Annotated in this window: 17 protein-coding genes; 9 read left to right on the forward strand and 8 right to left on the reverse strand. The window is 61.8% G+C overall.

Annotation, left to right across the window (positions count from 1 at the left end; genetic code table 11):
• Window positions 1–169 precede the first annotated feature (169 nt).
• Window positions 170–3,082 (reverse strand): aminotransferase, encoded by a 2,913-nt coding sequence (locus tag ACQKP4_RS24655; RefSeq protein WP_427636416.1) that lies wholly within the window; start codon window positions 3,080–3,082, stop codon window positions 170–172.
• A 143-nt stretch (window positions 3,083–3,225) separates the two neighbouring features.
• Here ACQKP4_RS24655 and rfbC point away from each other — a divergent pair, with 143 nt between their 5' ends.
• From rfbC to ACQKP4_RS24675, 4 genes are read left to right on the forward strand one after another with little or no spacing between them, the layout of a single operon-like run.
• The gene (gene rfbC, locus ACQKP4_RS24660; protein WP_427636418.1) at window positions 3,226–3,771 is read left to right on the forward strand and encodes a dTDP-4-dehydrorhamnose 3,5-epimerase; all 546 of its coding nucleotides are present in this window, start codon (window positions 3,226–3,228) and stop codon (window positions 3,769–3,771) included.
• A 42-nt stretch (window positions 3,772–3,813) separates the two neighbouring features.
• A complete protein-coding gene (locus ACQKP4_RS24665; RefSeq protein WP_427636420.1) occupies window positions 3,814–5,622 on the forward strand; it encodes a sensor histidine kinase in 1,809 nt (602 codons plus the stop codon).
• Complete coding sequence (locus ACQKP4_RS24670; RefSeq protein WP_427636422.1) at window positions 5,619–7,013, forward strand: sigma-54-dependent transcriptional regulator; 1,395 nt, start codon at window positions 5,619–5,621, stop codon at window positions 7,011–7,013. Before ACQKP4_RS24665 ends, ACQKP4_RS24670 begins: the two co-directional genes overlap by 4 nt.
• Window positions 7,014–7,053: 40 nt before the next feature.
• Window positions 7,054–7,509 (forward strand): thioesterase domain-containing protein, encoded by a 456-nt coding sequence (locus ACQKP4_RS24675; protein WP_427636424.1) that lies wholly within the window; start codon window positions 7,054–7,056, stop codon window positions 7,507–7,509.
• 134 nt (window positions 7,510–7,643) lie between these two features.
• Here ACQKP4_RS24675 and cysQ read toward each other — a convergent pair whose 3' ends face one another.
• On the reverse strand, window positions 7,644–8,450 hold the full coding sequence (gene cysQ / locus ACQKP4_RS24680; RefSeq protein ID WP_427636446.1) for a 3'(2'),5'-bisphosphate nucleotidase CysQ: 807 nt from the start codon (window positions 8,448–8,450) through the stop codon (window positions 7,644–7,646).
• 20 nt (window positions 8,451–8,470) lie between these two features.
• The gene (gene nudE / locus ACQKP4_RS24685; RefSeq protein ID WP_427636426.1) at window positions 8,471–9,037 is read right to left on the reverse strand and encodes an ADP compounds hydrolase NudE; all 567 of its coding nucleotides are present in this window, start codon (window positions 9,035–9,037) and stop codon (window positions 8,471–8,473) included.
• 90 nt (window positions 9,038–9,127) lie between these two features.
• Here nudE and yrfG point away from each other — a divergent pair, with 90 nt between their 5' ends.
• Complete coding sequence (gene yrfG, locus ACQKP4_RS24690) at window positions 9,128–9,790, forward strand: GMP/IMP nucleotidase (RefSeq protein WP_427636428.1); 663 nt, start codon at window positions 9,128–9,130, stop codon at window positions 9,788–9,790.
• 92 nt (window positions 9,791–9,882) lie between these two features.
• Here the strand turns inward: yrfG and lysM are convergent, their stop codons facing one another.
• Entirely contained in the window at window positions 9,883–10,326 is a 444-nt protein-coding gene (gene lysM / locus ACQKP4_RS24695) for a peptidoglycan-binding protein LysM (protein ID WP_427636430.1), read from the reverse strand.
• Between the two features lie 135 nt (window positions 10,327–10,461).
• Here lysM and ACQKP4_RS24700 point away from each other — a divergent pair, with 135 nt between their 5' ends.
• From ACQKP4_RS24700 to ACQKP4_RS24715, 4 genes are all read left to right on the forward strand, one after another.
• Window positions 10,462–11,349, forward strand: coding sequence for a LysR family transcriptional regulator (locus tag ACQKP4_RS24700; protein WP_427636432.1), 888 nt, complete (start codon window positions 10,462–10,464; stop codon window positions 11,347–11,349).
• 92 nt (window positions 11,350–11,441) lie between these two features.
• Window positions 11,442–12,281, forward strand: a complete 840-nt coding sequence (gene fdhD, locus ACQKP4_RS24705) for a formate dehydrogenase accessory sulfurtransferase FdhD (RefSeq protein WP_427636434.1) — start codon at window positions 11,442–11,444, stop codon at window positions 12,279–12,281.
• Entirely contained in the window at window positions 12,278–14,626 is a 2,349-nt protein-coding gene (locus tag ACQKP4_RS24710; protein ID WP_427636436.1) for an FdhF/YdeP family oxidoreductase, read from the forward strand. Before fdhD ends, ACQKP4_RS24710 begins: the two co-directional genes overlap by 4 nt.
• A 360-nt stretch (window positions 14,627–14,986) precedes the next feature.
• Window positions 14,987–15,460 (forward strand): glycine zipper domain-containing protein, encoded by a 474-nt coding sequence (locus ACQKP4_RS24715; RefSeq protein ID WP_427636438.1) that lies wholly within the window; start codon window positions 14,987–14,989, stop codon window positions 15,458–15,460.
• Between the two features lie 67 nt (window positions 15,461–15,527).
• On the opposite strand, the gene ACQKP4_RS24720 is transcribed toward ACQKP4_RS24715, so the two are convergent.
• The 4 genes from ACQKP4_RS24720 to ACQKP4_RS24735 form a co-directional block, all read right to left on the reverse strand.
• Window positions 15,528–15,947: an acyl-CoA thioesterase gene (locus ACQKP4_RS24720; RefSeq protein ID WP_427636439.1), complete on the reverse strand. Its 420-nt coding sequence runs from the start codon at window positions 15,945–15,947 to the stop codon at window positions 15,528–15,530.
• Between the two features lie 30 nt (window positions 15,948–15,977).
• On the reverse strand, window positions 15,978–17,204 hold the full coding sequence (locus ACQKP4_RS24725; RefSeq protein WP_427636441.1) for a 3-hydroxyacyl-CoA dehydrogenase NAD-binding domain-containing protein: 1,227 nt from the start codon (window positions 17,202–17,204) through the stop codon (window positions 15,978–15,980).
• Window positions 17,205–17,434: 230 nt separating this feature from the next.
• Window positions 17,435–19,369: a RecQ family ATP-dependent DNA helicase gene (locus tag ACQKP4_RS24730; protein ID WP_427636443.1), complete on the reverse strand. Its 1,935-nt coding sequence runs from the start codon at window positions 19,367–19,369 to the stop codon at window positions 17,435–17,437.
• Window positions 19,370–19,556: 187 nt separating this feature from the next.
• On the reverse strand, window positions 19,557–20,060 hold the full coding sequence (locus ACQKP4_RS24735; protein ID WP_427636444.1) for a polysaccharide deacetylase: 504 nt from the start codon (window positions 20,058–20,060) through the stop codon (window positions 19,557–19,559).
• Window positions 20,061–20,585: the final 525 nt, after the last annotated feature.

A 20,585-nucleotide genomic window follows, 5' to 3' on the forward strand; every position in this document is an offset into this window, starting at 1 on the left:
CTTCAAGCACCGCGGACTCACAGCTTGCCATCCACCCCTCTCACCCCAAAGTTTATCCCCTGCCCAAGACACAAGCGGGCTTGCTCGCGAAAGCGTCGGGTCAGTCGACATCGATGTTGGATGAACCACCGCTTTCGCGAGCAAGCCCGCTCCCACAGGGGAGAGGTGTTTAGAGATCTTCGGCGAGCACCTTTGAGAGCATATCGACGAAGAAATCCACGCTCTGGCGCGAGGTGACCATCGGCGGCTTGATCTTGAGCACGTTCAGAAAATCCCCGGTCGGCTGCATGAAAATCCCCAACTCGCGCAAGCGATCGCACAACGCCGTGGTTTCTTCAGTCGCCGGTTCCAGGGTTTCACGGTCACGAACCAGCTCGACGCCCAGATAGAACCCGGAGCCGTGCACCGCGCCCACCAGCGGATGAAGGTCGATCAGCGCTTCCAGCCGCTCCTTGAAATACCCGCCCACGACCTGAGCGTTTTCCCAGAGTTTTTCTTCTTCCATCACATCCAGTACGGCCATGCCGATCTGGCAACTGACCGGACTGCCGCCCGCCGACGAGAAGAAATAGCCCTCAGCCTCCAGCGCTTCGGCGATTTCCCGGCGAGTGATGACCGCGCCCAGCGGCTGACCGTTGCCCATGCCTTTGGCCATGGTGATGATGTCCGGCACCACGCCCTGCTCTTCAAAACCCCAGAAGAAATGGCCCATGCGCCCGTAACCGACCTGCACTTCGTCGGCGATGCACACGCCGCCCTGCGCGCGCACCTGAGCGTAGACCTGCTGCAAATACCCCGGCGGTAACGAAATCCCGCCGGCATTGCCGTACACCGGTTCGCAAATGAACCCGGCCAATTTCCGATTCTGCGCGGCGATTTTCGCCAGGTTGTGTTCGACGCTGCGCACGTAATCCGGCGCACTGTCCTGGCCACGGAATTCGCCGCGATAGGTGTTCGGCGCAATCACCGGGTGCACCCAATCCGGACGGCTGCTCAAGGCTTTGGGGTTGTCGGCGATCGAGGTCGAGACGGCGTCCGCGCCCACGGTCCAGCCGTGATACGCCTCCAACACGCTGAGCATGTCGCGACCGCCGCTGTAGGCCCACGCCAGCCGAATCGCCAGGTCGTTGGCCTCGCTGCCGCTGTTGACCAGAAATACGCGGTCCATGGAGTCCGGCGACAACTTCAGCAATCGCTCGGAAAATTCGGCCACCGCCGCATAGTTGAATCGCGAGTTGGTGTTGAGCAACGACCACTGGCGGCTGGCGACCGCCGCCATGCGCGGGTGACCGTGGCCGAGCACCGCGACGTTGTTGAGCATGTCGAGGTAGGAACGGCCCTGCATGTCGATCAAATGATTGCGCCAGCCGCGTTCGATGCGTGGCGGGTCAACGTAATAGTGTTTTTGGGTACGGGCGAAACTGGCGTCGCGGCGCGCCAGCAACGTTTGCGAGTCAAGCTCGGCTTCAGCGTCGCAGGCCAGTCCCAGCAATGATGCCGGCGATGGGCACAGCGCTTGCCAGGCCGGCGCTTGCGCAGGCGTGCAAAACAACGGCGCCGATAATTGAGCGCCCCGGCACAACTGCACGATCAAGGGCCCGCTGACAGAGCCCAGCACCTGGCCTTTAACCAGCGCCGCGCCGGGGTGCAGCGACGGCGTCACGCCCCACAGCCGCACGCTCAGTTGCGGCCCGTCCAGTTGCAACACACCCGCCGCCGGCTGATGGACCACGCCGGCAAACGGCGATTCGACGGCGGTGCCATCGGGCACTCGCAACTCGACGTGCAACGGGCACGTGTCGGGCTCGGCCGCCACGTCCGGCCGAGTGCGGGATAACCGATATTGCCCATACCGACTGGCCGCCAACCCATGGGCCGCCGCCGCTTGCGTCAACAGTTGCTGATCGATGCCTGCCTGCTCCCAATTACCGGCGTCGAAGTGAGGGCTGAGGACGCCGAGATCGATCAAGGCAAACTCACGCCCCACCAGGCTTGGCAACAACGGCGCGAAACCGTCGCTGACGATGGCCGGCAGCGTCTGGCCCACCGAGGTCAGAATCGCCGCTTCCATCAGTTCCAAAGGCACTGACGTGGCGACGCGGAAAATTTCCCACTCATGGCTGAGGTTGTCGCGGCTGTAGTGATTGCCCGGGTCGATGCTGACCTGCTGCTCGCCGCTGAGCACCAGCACCGCCGCGCGCGCAACGATCAGCGGCCACAGCGCTTGCAGCTCTTCGTGGGTCAGCGGGTTGACCGCGTGATACGCCTGAACCGCCGGCAAGATATAGAAAGGATCGCCATCGGCGTGGTGCAGCAACGCCGCGCACGTCACCGACAGATCGGTGATGCGCCAGGTGCGGATCAAGTCGCCGAAATCGATCACCCCCTGCAACTGCCACTGACGGTGCGCGTCGCGCTGCCAGACCACGTTGTCATCGGTGATGTCCATGTGAATCGCCTGCACCGGCAGCCGATCCACCAGTGGCTGCAAATGGCGCTCGGCCCGTTCCGCCGCATCGGCGATCAGCCGCCGTTGCGCGTCATCCTTGATCACCGGCAGCAAATGGCCGATCAACGCGTTGGCGTGGCGCGCATCCCACTGCAACGTGCGCTCAAGGCCCGGATGGTCGAACGCGGCCAGTGCCAGGTCCATTTCCCCGCAAAGCCGACCGAAACCGGCAACCACCGCCCCCGGCAGATGCTCAAGGTGCGTGAGCGACTGGCCATCGATGTAATCGAGCAAGCGCATATGCACCGGCTGCCCGCCGACTTCCAGCGACAGCAGGTCGGCGCCGTTTTTGGCCGGCATCACGCGCGGTACGTGCACATCCGAGTGTTCAGCCAACTGTTTCAATCCCGCGTGCTGGGCTTGCAGCTCGACGGCCGAATAGTCGCCACGGCAGATTTTCAAGACGAAACGCCCTTGCGCGCTGTCGACCCGAAAGTTGAGATCCTGCTGACTGCCCAGCGCCTGCAACGTGCCGCTCAACCCGTAATGCTCTGCCAGCAGCGCTGACGCCTGCGCCGCAGACACGTGCGGGCTGGGCAAACTGGCGCGGTGAATCAACGTGGCGAGTGGCATACAACAACCCCTGAAATTTTATTAGGCGCTTATATCGCCACTGCACCGGTCGATAATCAACCCCCTGAAAGCGCAGCCCCTCGCGCTGGGCGGCACTTTGCGCAAGAATGCCGACCATTGACAGCTATAGACGGAGAAGCACCATGAATGTGATCACCACTGACCTGCCCGGTGTTCTGATCATCGAACCCAAGGTATTCGGTGATGAGCGTGGCTTCTTTTACGAGAGTTTCAACGCCAAGGCGTTCGAAGACGCGACGGGGGTGGCCGCGCATTTTGTTCAAGACAATCACTCACGTTCGCAAAAAGGCGTGCTGCGCGGCCTGCATTACCAACTGGAAAACACTCAGGGCAAACTGGTTCGCGTGACCGCTGGCGAAGTGCTCGACGTCGCCGTGGACATTCGCCGCAGCTCGCCGCATTTCGGCCAATGGGTCGCGGTGCGCTTGTCCGCCGAGAATCATCGTCAACTCTGGGTTCCGGAAGGTTTCGCCCACGGTTTTGTGGTGCTGAGTGATTTCGCCGAATTCCTGTACAAAACCACCGACTACTACACGCCGTCGGCAGAACGTTCCATCCGCTGGGATGACCCGGACCTCGCCATCGACTGGCAGCTCGACGAAGCGCCGAAGCTATCTGGCAAGGATCAGGCCGCCGCCTTCCTCAAGGACGCTGACGTCTTCTCCTGAGCCTGGGCATAATGCGCCCATCCCCACAGGCGCCCGATGCTCATGACTTCGACCCTCCCTCGCAGACCCCGCTGGCGCAGCCTCGCATTGCTTGCGCTGTGCCTGGCGCCGTTGCTGTGGCCGCTGGAGCATCTGGCCGAGCGCTATTACCGCAGCGAGCTGGCCGGGCAAAACCGGCAGACGCTCGACCTTTACGTCGCCAACTTGCTGGGCACGCTGCACCGTTATGAAGTCCTGCCGCAAATCCTCGGCGACCTGCCGGCCCTGCGCGCGGTGCTCGGCGCGCCGGACGATGGCGTCACCCAAGGCAATGCCAATCGCCTGTTGAAGAACATCAGCGCCCAGACCGGCGCCGAAGTCATGTACCTGATGGACACCTCCGGCAAGACCCTCGCCGCGTCGAACTGGGACAAGCACGACAGCTTTGTGGGGCGCAATTTTTCCTTCCGGCCATATTTCAGCGAAGCCATGGCCGGGCGACTGGGGCGATTTTTCGGCTTGGGCACGACGTCGGCCAAACGCGGTTATTTCTTCGCTGCGGCGGTGCGCGACGGGGAAAAAGTCATCGGCGTGCTGGTGGTCAAGGTCGACCTGGACCACACCGAAAGTCTTTGGGGCAAAACCCCGGAACAACTGCTGCTGACCGACCATAACGGCGTGGTCATCCTGACCTCGCGGCCCGAATGGCGCTTTCGTTCGACCCGGCCCTTGAGCGAAGCCGAACGCCAGGCGATCACCGCGATCCAGCCGTACCCGACCCGCGAACCCAAGCCGCTGAAGCTCAACCCCAACGCCTGGCTGACCCAAACCCAACAGATGGCCGAAACCGGCTGGAACGTCAGCATCCTCGCCCCGCGCACCTTGATTGATCGCCCGGTTCGAACCGTGGTCGCCATCGGCGGGGCGACGCTATTGGTGGTGATGCTGCTGCTGGGTTTGATGATGCAGCGCCGGCGCCATTACCTCGAACGCATCGCCTTCGAAGCCAAGGCCCGACGCGAACTGGAAGGCCGGGTCGCCGAGCGGACCAGCGACCTCGAAGGCCTCAACCGGCGCCTCAAGCAGGAAGTGCTGGAGCGCGAACACGCCCAGCAGGAACTGGTGCGCGCCCAGGATGACTTGGTGCAGGCCGGCAAACTGTCGGCGCTGGGGACCATGTCGGCGAGCATCAGCCACGAACTCAATCAGCCGCTGGCGGCGATTCGCAGCTACGCCGAAAACGCCGAAGTGCTGCTCGATCATCAACGCACCGACGATGCCCGCGGCAACCTCAAATTGATCAGCGAACTGACCGGGCGCATGGCCTCGATCATCGCTCACCTGCGTGCCTTCGCCCGACGTGATCGCCATGCGCCGGAAAGCGTCGCGCTGCAACCGGCGCTGGACGATGCGCTGGCCTTGCTGGCCAAGCGGCGGCGCAGCATGGAAGTCGAGCTGATCCGTGATTTGCCCGCGGCGGCCTTGTGGGTCGAGGCCGGTGAAACCCGCCTGCGCCAAGTGCTCGGCAACTTGCTCGCCAACGCCCTCGATGCACTGACCGAAAAGGGCCCGCCACGCAAGCTTTGGCTGAGTGCTCAATCCACCGCTGACGGCGTCAATCTGTACATTCGCGACAACGGCCCCGGCTTTTGCATGGAAGCGCTCGGTCGCGCCAGCGAGCCGTTTTACACCACCAAGACCCGCACGCAGGGGCTGGGCCTGGGGCTGGCCATTTGCGAAACCCTGATGCGCGCTTTCGGCGGTGAGCTGTCGTTCGCCAACCACAAGGAGGGCGGTGCCCTGATTACCCTGAAACTGCGCGCCGGCGCACCGGGCGTGAGCCTGCAACCGTCCGAGGACCGAAGCGCATGACCATCGACAACCGCATCCAGGTCGTGCTGATCGACGACGATCCGCATCTGCGTCAAGCCTTGAGCCAGACCCTGGACCTCGCCGGGCTGAAAATCCTGCCATTGGCCGAAGCCAAAGGCCTGGCCGCGCAACTGGAGCGTGACTGGCCGGGCGTGGTGGTCAGCGACATTCGCATGCCCGGCATGGACGGTCTTGAGCTGCTGACCGAACTCCACGCCCAGGACCCGGAACTGCCAGTGCTGCTGATCACCGGTCACGGCGACGTGCCGCTGGCGGTGCAAGCGATGCGCGCCGGGGCCTATGACTTCCTCGAAAAACCCTTCGCCAGCGACGCGCTGCTCGACAGCGTGCGCCGCGCATTGGCGTTGCGCCGCCTGGTGCTGGACAACCGCAGCCTGCGCCTGGCCCTGAGCGACCGCAATGAACTGAGCACGCGCCTGGTCGGCCAGTCGGCGCCGATGCTGCGCCTGCGCGAGCAGATCGGCGCGCTGGCGGCGACCAAGGCGGACGTGCTGATCCTCGGCGAAACCGGGGCCGGCAAGGAAGTCGTGGCCCGGGCGCTGCACGATTTGTCGAGTCGGCGCAGCGGCCCGTTCGTGGCGATCAACGCCGGCGCGCTGGCCGAATCGGTGGTGGAAAGCGAGCTGTTCGGGCACGAGCCGGGCGCGTTCACCGGAGCGCAGAAACGGCGTATCGGCAAGTTCGAATTCGCCAATGGCGGCACGTTGTTTCTGGATGAAATCGAAAGCATGAGCCTGGACGTGCAAGTGAAATTGCTGCGCTTGCTGCAAGAGCGCGTGGTCGAGCGTCTGGGCGGCAATCAGTTGATCCCGCTGGACATCCGCATCATCGCCGCGACCAAGGAAGACCTGCGCCAGTCCGCCGATCAGGGCCGTTTCCGCGCCGACTTGTATTACCGCCTGAACGTCGCGCCGCTGCGCATTCCGCCGCTGCGCGAACGCGGCGAAGATGCGTTGATGCTGTTTCAGCATTTCGCCGACGAAGCCAGCGCCCGCCATGGCTTGCCGCCCCACGAACTGCAACCGGGACAACGGGCGTTGCTGCTGCGCCACACCTGGCCGGGTAACGTGCGCGAATTGCAAAACGCCGCCGAACGCTTTGCCTTGGGCCTGGAGCTGGCGCTGGATAACAACACGCCAGAAGGCGCTACCGGCATGACCGTGGAAGTCGTCAGCGGCGGCTTGAGCGAGCAAGTGGAAAACTTCGAGAAGAGCTTGATTGCCGCTGAACTGGCGCGCCCGCACAGCTCGGTGCGCAGCCTCGCCGAAGCGCTGGGCATTCCCCGCAAGACCCTGCATGACAAGTTGCGCAAACACGGGCTGAACTTCGCCGACGGCGGCAGCAGCAACCCCACCGACGAACTCGATTGAGCGACCGTCCCGTCATCATCTTCAAACAAGAGGGCAGCGAATGAATCGCGACTGTCGACACCTGGAATCAGTGCTGCACCACGACATTCCCCTGACGCAGGCCATGGGCGTCAAAGTGCTCGACTGGCACGACCAGCAACTGCGCCTGTACTTGCCGCTGGAAGCCAACGTCAATCACAAAAGCACCATGTTCGGCGGCAGCCTGTATTGCGGCGCGGTGCTGGCAGGCTGGGGCTGGCTGCATTTGCGTTTGCGTGAAGAAGGGATTGAAGACGGGCACATCGTGATTCACGAAGGGCAGATCAGCTATCCGCTGCCGGTCACCACGGACGCGACCGCGATTTGCCAGGCGCCGAGTGCGGCGGTGTGGAACAAGTTTCTGGCGATGTATAAACGCCACGGACGGGCGCGGCTGGCGTTGCATTCACGGATTGTGAACGCCGACAGCGATGAAGATGCGGTGACATTTACCGGGCAGTACGTCCTGCATCGCTAAACCGGGGCTAGTACAAAACCTGTGGGAGCGGGCTTGCTCGCGAAGAGGCCGTCAACTTCAACATCAACATCAAGGTCGACTGATGAACCGCTTTCGCGAGCAAGCCCGCTCCCACAGGGGTTTTGCGTAAAGATTTATCCGCGTGCGAGCGCCAGCAGTTTTTCGCGCCACGCCGCATTCGCCGGCAGCGCCAGAAAAAACTCATTCAACAGCGACTCACGCGCCGGGTAGACGAAGGGTTGCCCCTGCAAATCCAGCACCTCACCGCCCGCTCCTTCCAGCACGCCTTGAGCGGCCGCCGTGTCCCACTGCGACGTCGGCGCCAGCCGTGGATAACAATCGGCGGCCCCTTCCGCCAGCAGACAAAATTTCAGCGAGCTGCCGATATTGGCCAGTTGCAGCTCACCCAGGCTGGCACTCAACCCGGCCAGCAAACGCTCCTGCTCAGGGCTTGAATGCCGACGACTGGCGACCACGGTAAACGCCTCGCCCGAGGCCGGTGCCTGACGAACCTGAATCGGCAACGGCGTTGCACCCCGGTCGCCGCGCCACGCACCCAACCCGGCACCGCCGACATAAAAGCGTCCGTTGGTCGGCATCGACACCACGCCAAACACCACCCGCCCCCGCTCGATCAGCGCGATGTTGACGGTGAACTCTTCGCTGCCGGAGATGAATTCCTTGGTCCCGTCCAGCGGATCGACCAACCACCAACGCTGCCAACCGGCGCGCACGCCCTGGGGAATGTTGGCGTCCTCTTCCGACAACACGGGAATGCTCGGGTCCAGCGCGGTCAGCCCGGCCAGAATCAGATGGTGAGCGGCCAGGTCGGCCGCCGTCACTGGCGAATCGTCAGCCTTGGCCGTCACGGCGGTGCCGGCGCGCCAAAAGGGCAGAATCGCTTCGCCAGCCTTCAACGCCAACTCAATCACCGGCGCCATCAGCGGATGCGGGAAATTATTCACGGCAGAAACACCCCACGCTGAGTCAGCAGATCCCGGGCCAGATACAGCGCCGCCAAGGCACGGCCCTCAGTGAATCGCGGATTTTGCGCCAAGGCCGACAGCTCACGCAGATTGATCTTGTCCACGCCCATCGGCTCTGGCTCATCGCCCTCAAGGCGTTCTTCGTAGAGGTCGGTGGCGAGCACCACCTGGATTTTCTGGCTCATGTAACCGGGCGACAACGACAGCTCGGTCAGGTGCTCCAATTGCCGCGCGCCATAACCGGCCTCTTCCTTGAGTTCCCGCTCGGCCGCCGCCAGCACATCTTCGCCGGGCTCGATCAACCCCTTGGGCAAGGACAACTCATATTCGTCGGTGCCGCCGCAGTATTCCTCGACCAACACCGCGTGATCGGCATCGAGCATGGCCACAATCATCACCGCGCCATACCCGGCGCCTTTCCCGACCAGGCGCTCGTAAGTGCGCTCCACGCCATTGGAAAAGCGCAGTTTCAGCTCTTCGACGCAGAACAAACGGCTGGTGGCGACGATCTCGCGGGCGAGTACGGTGGGTTTCTGGCGCATAAAGGGCTCCTTGGCGATAGCGGGTTACTATACCCGGCCTATCCTGATTGTTGATCCCGGATATCTTTTTTACCGCTGGAGACGTTTTTTATGGCCCTGCTGCCCTGGCGCGACATCGACACCGTTCTGCTGGACATGGACGGCACGCTGCTGGACCTGCACTACGACAACCATTTCTGGATGGAGCACCTGCCCCAGCGCTACGCCGACTTGCACGGGGTGAGCCGGGCCATGGCCGAGATGGAATTGCAGCCACTGTTCGAACGCAATGCCGGCCAATTGCAGTGGTATTGCCTGGATTTCTGGAGCACCGAACTGAAACTGCCAGTGCGCGAACTGAAACTTGAAACCGCGCACCTGATTGCGCTGCGGCCGGATGCCGACACGTTCCTGGCCGCGATCAAACAGGCCGGCAAGCGCGTGGTGATGATCACCAATGCGCACCGCGATTCGCTGTCATTGAAGCTGGAACGGATTGAGCTGGCGCCGTACTTCGAGCGCTTGATCAGCTCGCACGATTACGGTTTCCCCAAGGAAAATCCGCAATTCTGGGAAGCGTTGCAGGCAGACATCGGTTTCGACCCGGCGCGCAGTCTGTTCATCGACGATACGTTGCCGATCCTGCGCAGTGCGCGCAGCTTTGGCGTGGCGCATTTGCTGGCGGTGCGTGAACCGGACAGTCGCAAAGGGCCGAAGGACACGGCGGAGTTTGCGGCGGTGGGGGATTATCGGGAATTGATCGAAGGGCTGTAGACCGAGTCGCGCCCTTCGCGGGCAAGCCCGCTCCCACACAAAACCTGTGGGAGCGGGCTTGCTCGCGAAGGCCATCACTCGGTCGTGAAGCCTTACTCAGGAATCCGCAACGACTGCCCCGGATAGATCTTGTCCACATCCTTGAGCATCGGTTTGTTGGCTTCGAAGATTTTGTTGTACTGGTTGGCATTGCCATACACACGCAGAGAAATCGCGCTGAGGGTGTCGCCCTTCTCGACCACGACAAACTTGGCCGCCACCAGCGTCGCCGCATCGGTCACGGTGATTTGATCGTCGACACTACCGACACCGGCAATATTGCCCACCGCCAGCAGGATTTTTTCCTTCTCTTCCTGACTGCCGACTTCCCCGGTCACGGTCACTTTGTCGCCGTCCACCGTGGCCTGCACATTCGGGTAACCGAGGCCGACCTTGCTGATGTGTTCTTTCAACTGTTCGCTGGCATTGGCGTTGCCGGGGGTCAGCAGATCGAGCAGTTTCTCGCCCGCTTCTTTCACAAAGCTCAAAAGACTCATGGTGCACTCTCCTTGGGTTTAGGGTTCCAGACGTAAAAGCCTAGACCAAGCTTGTAACCCCAGGCCCCCACCCGACCAATGACGCAGATCAACCCAGACGCTAGAATCCGAGCCTCACCGCGCTCTGGAGCGAAGATGGACATCAAGCAGCTCAAATTCCTCATCGCCCTCGACGAAACCCGACACTTCGGCCAGGCCGCCGCGCGCTGCCACATCACTCAGCCGACGCTGTCGATGCGCCTGCGCAGCCTCGAAGAAGAGCTGGAATTGCCGCTGGTCAATCGCGGCCAGCGCTTCGAAGGCTTCACCGCGCCGGGCGAGCGCGTGCTGGCATGGGCGCGCACGGTGTTGGCGGCCTACGACGGCTTGCAGGCTGAAGCCGCTGCCTGTCGCGGCAACCTGGTCGGGACATTGCGCCTGGGCGTGGTGCCGCTGTCGAGCTTCGATCCGCTGCCGTTGATGCAACGTTTGCACGCCGAGCACCCGAACCTGCGCTTCGAACTGTCGGCACTGAGCTCCGAGCAGATCCTCGAACAACTAGCGAACAACCGTCTCGATCTAGGTGTTTCGTATCTGGAGCGCCTGGACGGCGAGCGCTTCGATTCCCTGGCGTTCAGCGAAACCCGCATGGGCCTGCTGTACGACCAGCGCTTTTTCGATTTCGGCGACACGCCGCTGACCTGGGAATCGCTGATCGAGCTGCCGCTGGGCATGCTCACCAGCGGCATGCATTTCCGGCAATCCATTGATCACAACTTCCACAGTCGCGGCTTGACGCCTCAACCGCTGCTGCAAACCGATGCGGTCTATCAATTGTTACAAGCGGTGCACGGCGGGCTGTGCTGCGCGGTGATGCCGCTGGACGGTGGTCTGGCCAACCTGACCGATCACTTGCGCCTGCAACCCATCGAAAACGCCCAGACCCTCGCCCGGCTGGGCCTGATCATGCGTCGCAGCGCCCCGCGCTCGGCCCTGGCGGAAGCCTGTTTTGCGATCTATCAGCAATCGCTGACGGACTCTTGATCGACGTCATCTATCGGTAGATCAGCAATAGCGATTAGACGCGACAAGTTGACGCGCCTACGCTTGAACCTGATCAAACCGTCGGTGATGCCATGAACGCCAAGCGCCCTGCAAGCGCGGCGCCCGCACTCGAAACGCCCGCGCCCTCCGCCAGCCAGACCTATAGCTACAGCGACCTTCAATACAACGAATCGGCCAGCACCGCGCTCGCCGAGGAAGTCGCGTTGGCGATTGCCTACAACGGCATCAGCCAAGCGGTGATGCTGGTCACGCCGACCGACCTTGAAGATTTCATCGTCGGCTTCAGCCTCGGCAGCGGCATCATCGAAGACGCGTCCGACATCTATGACCTGCAATTGACCGGTGAAGGGTCGGCGCAATACGCGCAAGTGACCATCGCCAACCGCGCCTTCTGGAACCTCAAGCAACAGCGTCGGCAATTGGCCGGCACCAGCGGTTGCGGGCTCTGCGGCGTGGAAGCGCTCGAGCAGGCATTGCCTGATCTCAAGGTGTTGCCCGGCGCGCCGTTGCCTCCAGCCGAATGGCTCGATGGCTTGCGCCAGCGCATCGGCGCGTTTCAGCCGCTGGGCCAGCATTGCGGCGCGGTGCATGCGGCGGTGTTCATGAACGCTCAGGGCGAATTGCTGCTGGGTCGTGAAGACATCGGCCGGCATAACGCGCTCGACAAGCTGATTGGCGGGCTGATTCGCCAGAGCATCCCGACCACCGGCGGCCTGGCAATCGTCACCAGCCGTTGCAGCCTCGAATTGATCCAGAAAGTGCTACGCGCGGGGATTCAAACCCTCGTCAGCCTGTCGTCGCCCACCGGCCTTGCCGTGCAATGGGCCCGTCGTCACAACCTCAACCTCATCCACCTGCCGCAAAAAAGTGCGCCGCGGGTCTACAGCCCTGCGATGGAGAACCAAGCGTGAGTCAACACAATCAAGCCGACCAGAAGCCCGTTCCGCGTTACAAGCCCTACAAAGGCCCGGCCGGTGGTTGGGGTGCCCTGGCCAGTGTCGCCCGGGCCTGGTTGACCAGTGACAACGCGCTGAAAAACCTGCGCATGATGCTCAAGACCAACAAGAACGGCGGCTTCGACTGTCCGGGTTGCGCCTGGGGCGATTCCAAGGAAGCCGGCATGGTGGCGTTCTGCGAGAACGGCGCCAAAGCAGTGAACTGGGAAGCGACCAAACGGCGTGTCGATGGCGCATTTTTCGCCAGGCACAGTGTCAGTTCGTTGCTGGAGCAAAGTGACTATTGGCTCGAGTACCAGGGCCGCCTGACCGAGCCGTTGAGCTACGACGCCGCAACTGATCGCTACAAGCCGATCAGCTGGGACGCAGCGTTCGCCTTGATCGCCAAACATTTGCAGGGCCTGTCGAGCCCGAATCAGGCCGAGTTCTACACCTCGGGCCGCGCCAGCAACGAAGCGGCGTACCTGTATCAACTGTTCGTGCGCGCCTACGGCACCAACAACTTTCCCGATTGCTCGAACATGTGCCACGAGGCCAGCGGCGTGGCGTTGGCGCAAAGTGTCGGCGTCGGCAAAGGCACGGTGACCTTCGACGACTTCGAACACGCCGACGCGATTTTTGTCTGGGGCCAGAACCCCGGCACCAACCACCCACGGATGCTCGAACCGTTGCGTGAAGCGGTGAATCGCGGCGCACAGGTGGTCTGTATCAACCCGCTCAAAGAGCGTGGCCTGGAACGCTTCCAGCATCCGCAACACCCGATCGAAATGCTCACCAACGGCGACAAGCCGACCAACACCGCGTACTTCCGTCCGGCCTTGGGCGGCGACATGGCGATCATGCGCGGCATGGCCAAATACCTGCTGCAATGGGAGCGCGATGCACAAAAGGCGGGTGAGCCGGCGGTGTTCGACCACGACTTCCTCAATGAACACAGTGCCAACGTGCTGGAATACCTGGGCATCGTCGACGACACCCCGTGGGAGCAAATCGTCGAGCAATCCGGCCTGACCCTGGTGGACATCGAGAAAGCGGCGCGCATGTACGCCAAGGGCAAGAACGTAATCATGTGCTGGGCGATGGGCATCACCCAGCACCGTCACTCGGTAGCGACCATCCAGGAAATTGCCAACCTGATGCTGCTGCGCGGCAACATCGGCCGGCCGGGCGCCGGCCTGTGCCCGGTGCGCGGCCACAGTAACGTGCAGGGCGACCGCACGATGGGCATCAACGAACGCCCACCCGTGGCATTCCTCGATTCCCTGGAGCGTCGCTTCCAGTTCAAGGTGCCACGCGAAAATGGCCACAACGTGGTCGAAGCGATTCACGCCATGGCCGACGGGCGCGCCAAAGTCTTCATCGGCCTGGGCGGCAACTTCGCCCAAGCCACGCCGGACAGCCCGCGCACCTTCCAGGCCCTGAGCAATTGCGACCTGACCGTGCAAATCAGCACCAAGCTCAACCGCAGCCATTTGGCCCACGGTAAAGACGCGCTGATCCTGCCGTGCCTGGGCCGTACCGACATCGACATCCAGACCGAAGGCCCGCAAGCGGTGACGGTGGAAGATTCGTTCAGCATGGTCCACGCCTCCAACGGCCAGTTGCAGGCGCTGTCGACCCAGATGCGTTCGGAGCCCGCGATCATCGCCGGTATCGCCGCCGCGACCCTGGGCAGCAAACCGGTGGACTGGAACTGGCTGGTGGCCGATTACGACCGCATCCGCGACCTGATCGCCGACACCATTGCGGGTTTCCGCGACTTCAACGAAAGGGTGAAGCATCCAGGCGGTTTTTACCTCGGCAACAGCGCCGGTGCACGCAAGTGGAACACGCCGTCGGGCCGGGCCAATTTCCGGCCGAACGTACTGCCCAAAGACCTGGTGCATGAACGCGCGCGCGCCACTGGCGTGTTGCCGGATCTGATCATGCAATCGCTGCGTTCCCACGATCAGTACAACACCACGATTTACGGGCTTGATGACCGTTATCGCGGGGTGAAGGGGCAGCGCGATGTGTTGTTCGTCAACGAGGCCGACATTATTCGCCTGGGTTTCAAACCGGGGCAGAAAGCCGACATCGTGTCGATCTGGGATGACGGCCGTGAACGTCGCGTTAAAGGCTTTACGCTGCTGGCGTTTGATATCCCGGCGGGGCAAGCGGCAGCGTATTACCCGGAGGTGAATCCGTTGGTGCCGCTGGAGAGCACCGGGGATGGCAGCCATACGCCGACGTCGAAGTTCGTGGCGATCCGGCTGGAAGCGGCGAGTGAGACCGGGTTGATTCTGGCCAAATCTGCGTAAGCATCGCCGGCCTCTTCGTCGGATCGCCTTCGCGAGCAAGCCCGCTCCCACATTGGATCTTCAGTGGGCACAACATTTGTGCACCAGAGATCCAATGTGGGAGCGGGCTTGCTCGCGAAAGCGGTGGAACATTCAACGACTCTCGCCAATCAATCTCTTTCCAATCGCCCACAAAAAAGGCCATTCCTGCAAAGAAACGGCCTGTCCGAAGTAGCTAAAGACCGGCGAAAAATACTTAAGTTCCATCGAAAAAACAGCAACTTATAGAATTGTGTACAAGTCGTGTTACTCGTCGGATTTCGATTGTAAGCCGTTAACCACAGCCTCAGGATCGCGCCGTCATCCCCTTGAGGTTCCTCTATGAAGTTCTCCTCGATTCTCTTGCTGTCCCTTGGCCTGGTCAGTGGTTTCGCGTCAGCAGGCGGCACCACCGAAGCAGGCGTGGGCGGCGCATTGGGCGGGGTTTTGGGCTCGGTCGTCGGTCAGTCGTTAGGCGGCAATACAGGTTCAACCATTGGCGCGGCCCTGGGTGGCGCGGGTGGTAGCGCCGTCGGCGCAGACAAACGCAGCCGTGGCGAAGCCGCCATCGGTGGTGCGCTGGGCGCAGCCGGCGGTAACGTGGTCGGTCGCAGCATGGGCGGCACCACCGGCAGCCTGATCGGCTCCGCGGCAGGCGGTGGCGCCGGTGGCGCGCTGGGTAACTACATGGGCAACAAGAGCGATGACGATGATCGTCGCAGCCATGACAACCGTCGTTACTACCGTGACGACCATCGTGATCGCGGCCGCCACTACGGGCACCGCAAGCATCACAAGTACTCCCGTCATCGTTGAGGCTCGAACAGCCTCGCTGACCGGCAGAGCAAAAATCGCAGCCCAGGGCTGCGATTTTTTTTGCCCGTCAAACCACCAACCGTTCCAGGGCATCGCGCAAACCGGCAGGAATCGCCACCGGTTGATTCGACGCGCGATCCACAAACACATGCACGAAACGTCCGGCTGCGCAGGCTTCTTCTTCGCCCGCCTTGAACACCGCCAATTCGTATTGCACCGAGCTGTTGCCCAGTTTGCCCACCCGCAAACCAACGTCGATCCGGTCCGGGAAGGCAATGGAGGCAAAGTAATCGCAAGACGAACTCACGACGAAACCCACCACCTCGCCGTCATGGATATCCAGGCCACCGACCTCGATCAGGTAGGTGTTCACCGCCGTGTCGAAGAAGCTGTAATAAGTGACGTTGTTGACGTGACCGTAGGCGTCGTTGTCGTGCCAGCGCGTGGTGACGGGCTGGAAGTGGCGGTAGTCGGTGCGTTGATTCATGCGCAGCTCTCGTCTTGATGTGGATGAAGTCTACCGATCCGCAAACCCTTTACCCACCGCTGCCAGTTCGCCAATCAAATGCGCCGGTGTCCAGTGATCGCCCTGCCGGGTTTGCAGCGCCATCAAGCGCTGATGAATATCCGCCAGGCCCTGCTGATCGGCCCAGGCCATCGGCCCGCCCTTGTCCGCCGGGAAGCCGTAACCGTTGAGGTACACCAGATCGATATCGTGCGCCGACGCCGCAATGCCTTCCTGAAGGATCTTCGCGCCTTCGTTGACCAGCGCCAGCAGGCAACGCTCGAGAATCTCCTCAGGGCTTATCTCGCGACGCTGGAAGCCCAGCCCTTCGCTGACTTGCAACACCAGCGCATCGACTTCCAGATCGTGCTCAGCCTGACGGCTGCCCGGCTCGTAGTGGTAATAACCGTTGCCGCTCTTTTGGCCAAAACGCCCCAGTTCACACAGACGGTTATCCACCTGAACCTGCGGCGCGTCCTGCCCCTTGCCCGCCAGCTCCCGGGCCCGCCAACCCAGGTCGACACCGACCACGTCGTACATGCGAAACGGCCCCATGGCAAAACCGAAACCTTGCAGCGCTGCATCCACCTGATAGGGATACGCGCCCTCAAGCAGCATCTTGCGCGCCTCGAGCGCATAGGTATTGAGCATGCGGTTGCCGATGAAACCGTCGCAGTTACCCGCCACCACACTGACCTTGCCCATGCGCTTGCCCAGCGCCAGCGCCGCATCGAGCACCGCCGGCGCGGTCCGGGCGCCACGGACGACTTCCAGCAGCTTCATGATGTGCGCCGGGCTGAAGAAGTGCAGTCCCAGCACTTGCTGCGCACGCCCCGTGACGGCGGCAATCGCATCAATGTCCAGCGCCGAGGTATTACTGGCCAGAATCGCTTCGGCTTTCAGCAAGCCGTCCAGTTCGCGGAAGATTTGCTGCTTCAACTCAAGGTTTTCGTACACCGCTTCGATGACCAGATCGACCTCACGGATAGCTGCGTAATCTGCCGCAGCAGTCACCCGCGCAATGCGCGCATCGGCTTCGACCTGATCGATTCGGCCCTGGCGAACGTTGTGCGCATAGGTGTCGGCCACGGCGGCCAGCGCCTGTTCAAGCATATGGGGATTGTTATCGACCCACTGCACCGGCACCCCGGCATTGGCCAGGCACATGACAATGCCACGGCCCATGGTGCCCGCGCCGATCACGGCGGCGCGCTGAATAGTGAACGGCGTCTGGCTCATGGTTGTTCTCTCGTTGACGATTCCTGGACAGCCCTCACCATAGTCAGCCGCTAGGCATTTTTGAAATTTATTCCTGTGATGAACAACATTCAGCGGCTGGATGAGCCGTCACGATCACAGCCAGTCATCTGTGGGAGCGGGCTTGCTCGCGAAAGCGGTCATGGAGCCAAAACCCTACTGGCTGACCCTACGCCTTCGCGAGCAAGCCCGCTCCCACAGGAAGTTGATAGTCAGCCTGATAGATGCATTTGCGCCCACTCCCGCACCTCGGCATACGGATAATCCTCAAGCGCCCCAGACCCCGGAATAGAGCGGGCCTTGAGCTTGGTAAACAGCGGCACGCTGATCCCGCACAGAAACCGCGTTACCCGCTCCGCCGACGGCACACTCCCGGTGTGCTGCTCATGTCTGTGGATAAAATCGCCGCACAACGCTTCAAAATTTTTGTCCTCCAGCGCCGGTAATTCCGGGGGCGTCGGCAACCGCGCAACCTGGCCGTGACACACCGAACAATGCCCGCACTGACGCGGCGCATTGTCGTCGCCGAAGTATTCGGCCAGGCGATAACCCAGGCAGTGGTCGGTGGCGAACAGATCGAGCATCGCGTGGATCCGCGCGATCTCGGTTTGTTCATGCCGGGTGAAGTAGGCGTGCAGTTCTTCGCTCAACGCCTGACTGTCGACATTCGTTTGCAGCAGGCTGTAGACCTCGGTCATCTGCTTGCTTTCCAGTTCGACCCAGCCCTTCTCCTGGAAATAATCCAGCGCCTTGACCACCCGATTGCGCTCGGCCTGATGCTGCCCGTACAAGGCTTCGAAGTTCACCGTGGCCCAGGTCCGCGCGCGGCTGGAGGTCTGGATGATCGCCGCGACGAAATCCCGGCGTTCGCCCTCGAAGCGCTCAAGCAAAACCTCCGGCTCCTGCAAATACTTGAAGCGGTATTCGGCGTAATAGGCGTAACGCGGCGCGATGATGCCGCGCAGTTCCAGTTGCACCAGCAAGGTCTTGAGCGGCAATTGGCGAATGTTGCTCTGATCCGCCAGCGGCCCCAACAGAAACTCCCACTGGCCCTCCGGTGCGGCGGCGAGCATTTCGTCGAGCACGCAACGGATGCCGTCCAGTTCCGGCGTGTCACCGTAAACGAAATTTTCCAGCACGTTGAGGCTGTCGCGGTTGGCCAATACCAGGCAGTCCGACGGCTGCCCGTCACGCCCGGCGCGACCGATTTCCTGACTGTAGTTTTCGATGGATTTGGGCAGGTCGAAATGCACCACGTTGCGGATGTCGCTCTTGTCGATGCCCATGCCGAAGGCGATGGTGGCGACGATGCAATTGGACTGCCCGCCCATGAACCGCTTCTGGATCGCTTCGCGCTGTTCGTGGGGCAAACCGGCGTGGTAAGCCTCGGCTTGAATGCCGTTGCGGCTCAGGTGTTCGGCAATGTGCTCGGCGGTTTTTTGCAGCGTGACGTAAACGATGGAGGGCTGACCGGGACGCTCGCTCATCCATTCGACCAGACGCCGACGCTTGTCCTGACCACGCACCGGCTCGACCAGCAAATTAAGGTTCGGCCGGTAAAAACCGGTGGTCACGACGTCTTCTGGAGCAATGGCGAATTTGGCCTCCATGTCGGCGATGACTTTCGGCGTGGCGGTGGCGGTCAGCAGCAGCGCCTGCGGGATATTGAACTGGCGCTGGTAGTCGGGGAGCTTGAGGTAATCGGGACGGAAGTTGTGGCCCCACTCGGAAATGCAGTGCGCTTCGTCCACCACCAGCAGCGAGATCGGTACTTGCTGCAAGAAATTGCGGAAGCGCTCGTTCTTCAGGCGCTCCACGGAAATCATCAAGATTTTCAATTCGCCAGACTTGGCCCGGGCCATCACGTCACTGGCGTCGTCACGACTCTGGGCCGAATCGATGCTGCCCGCCGAAATGCCGTGGCGTTGCAGGAACGCCAGTTGATCCTGCATCAGCGCCAGCAACGGCGAGACCACCAGCGTCAGGTGCGGCAACAGCAACGCCGGCAATTGGTAGCAAAGGGATTTGCCCGAACCGGTGGGGAAAATCGCCGCCGCCGAGCGCCCGGCCAACACCGCGCTGACCGCTGCTTCCTGGCCGGGCCGAAACTGTGGATAACCGAAAACCTGTTCCAGGGTGTTGTGCATAAGCTGTCACTCCGTTGACCGCTGCGAAGCCCAAAGCCTAGCCGGCAAACGCAGCGAGTCGAGAAAAGGTCGGGGACCAAAACGATACGGGATGATACAGCGGATGGCTCGGGGGGATTGCCAGGCTGGCGCAATGATCGTTGCCGAGGCGTTCCAACGCAGGAGCGCTGGAACGATCAGAGCAAACTCAGGGCACCAACACCGCCACCCGGAGCTGTTCGTTCAACGCCTGCTCATGAAACACCCGGCTCTTGCTCGCCCACGCCGCATAGGCCGGACTGATTTCGCCAGTGAACGCCGCCGCCAACTGACGCAAATCAGCGATGCTGCGCACACGCGGGCAAAAGGGTAGGTCATCACAGTTCTGGCTGGCGTTGCGGTAGGTGGTCAGCAAGCGATCCCACAACCCGTCGCGCACTTGCCTGACCGACTTGAGCTTCACATCCTGCACGCCCAGTCGTTGTTTCAGACTCTGTTCGTCCAGTGCTTCGCTGGCCAGCAGCGCCTTGCCAACCATCAGCACCTCGGCACGGGACGCCGTGTCGACTTCGGCCTGGCTGGTGAGCGCGTCCGGCCAACCCGTGCGGTCCATGTTCGCCAGCACCATCGAGCCACCCGCATCAGCGGCGCCCGCCAAACGCACAACACCGGCCCACAACAACAAAATCGAGGCCATACGTAGCCATTGCATACTTAATTCCCTTTAAGTGGTGGTCGGACGTTTGGAAACGCCCTACAGATTCTGGCGCGCACCATACAGCGGTTTGCCGCGCAATGCCTGACAAACCCGTAGGAAATTTGACTTCTAAGGGTTTGAGCTGAAAAACCCTCAGAAAACCCGTAGGCCGAATCTGAAACGCCCGGTAAACCCCCTACAAAACCTGTCCATCGTGGCGCTATTGCTGCGCCGCTACACGCCCTTTTATAGTTTTGGCGCGGCTGAAACAGACTACCTGCTCACCCAGGAAGGCCACGAACGCCTCGAATTCGCCCGGCAGCGCTCGCCGAAAACCAGCGCAATCGGATGCCTGCACGCGAATCCCTGTGCGAGCCGGGCTTGCCCGCGATGAACGATGACACGGTGCACTGAGCCTTTCAGATGAAGAAGCCAGGCGCCTATTTGAACTGGCCTAATAATTCCGGACACCTCTTAAGGGCGATATGATTTCGCCAACTTGGAGGTTCCATGAACGAAAGAAAGGTCTATACCCGCGAG

The sequence above is a fragment of the Pseudomonas sp. NPDC086278 genome (assembly GCF_050280905.1).
Lineage (GTDB): Bacteria > Pseudomonadota > Gammaproteobacteria > Pseudomonadales > Pseudomonadaceae > Aquipseudomonas.

Bases quoted from the DNA above. Each gene is read 5' to 3' on its own strand.
- ACQKP4_RS24720 (WP_427636439.1), bottom strand. From the start codon at position 15,947: ATGAATCAACGCACCGACTACCGCCACTTCCAGCCCGTCACCACGCGC.
- ACQKP4_RS24700 (WP_427636432.1), top strand. From the start codon at position 10,462: ATGGACATCAAGCAGCTCAAATTCCTCATCGCCCTCGACGAAACCCGA.
- ACQKP4_RS24655 (WP_427636416.1), bottom strand. From the start codon at position 3,082: ATGCCACTCGCCACGTTGATTCACCGCGCCAGTTTGCCCAGCCCGCAC.
- ACQKP4_RS24715 (WP_427636438.1), top strand. From the start codon at position 14,987: ATGAAGTTCTCCTCGATTCTCTTGCTGTCCCTTGGCCTGGTCAGTGGT.
- fdhD (WP_427636434.1), top strand. From the start codon at position 11,442: ATGAACGCCAAGCGCCCTGCAAGCGCGGCGCCCGCACTCGAAACGCCC.
- cysQ (WP_427636446.1), bottom strand. From the start codon at position 8,450: ATGGCGCCGGTGATTGAGTTGGCGTTGAAGGCTGGCGAAGCGATTCTG.
- lysM (WP_427636430.1), bottom strand. From the start codon at position 10,326: ATGAGTCTTTTGAGCTTTGTGAAAGAAGCGGGCGAGAAACTGCTCGAT.
- ACQKP4_RS24665 (WP_427636420.1), top strand. From the start codon at position 3,814: ATGACTTCGACCCTCCCTCGCAGACCCCGCTGGCGCAGCCTCGCATTG.
- ACQKP4_RS24730 (WP_427636443.1), bottom strand. From the start codon at position 19,369: ATGCACAACACCCTGGAACAGGTTTTCGGTTATCCACAGTTTCGGCCC.
- ACQKP4_RS24675 (WP_427636424.1), top strand. From the start codon at position 7,054: ATGAATCGCGACTGTCGACACCTGGAATCAGTGCTGCACCACGACATT.
- ACQKP4_RS24670 (WP_427636422.1), top strand. From the start codon at position 5,619: ATGACCATCGACAACCGCATCCAGGTCGTGCTGATCGACGACGATCCG.
- ACQKP4_RS24735 (WP_427636444.1), bottom strand. From the start codon at position 20,060: ATGCAATGGCTACGTATGGCCTCGATTTTGTTGTTGTGGGCCGGTGTT.
- nudE (WP_427636426.1), bottom strand. From the start codon at position 9,037: ATGCGCCAGAAACCCACCGTACTCGCCCGCGAGATCGTCGCCACCAGC.
- ACQKP4_RS24725 (WP_427636441.1), bottom strand. From the start codon at position 17,204: ATGAGCCAGACGCCGTTCACTATTCAGCGCGCCGCCGTGATCGGCGCG.
- rfbC (WP_427636418.1), top strand. From the start codon at position 3,226: ATGAATGTGATCACCACTGACCTGCCCGGTGTTCTGATCATCGAACCC.
- yrfG (WP_427636428.1), top strand. From the start codon at position 9,128: ATGGCCCTGCTGCCCTGGCGCGACATCGACACCGTTCTGCTGGACATG.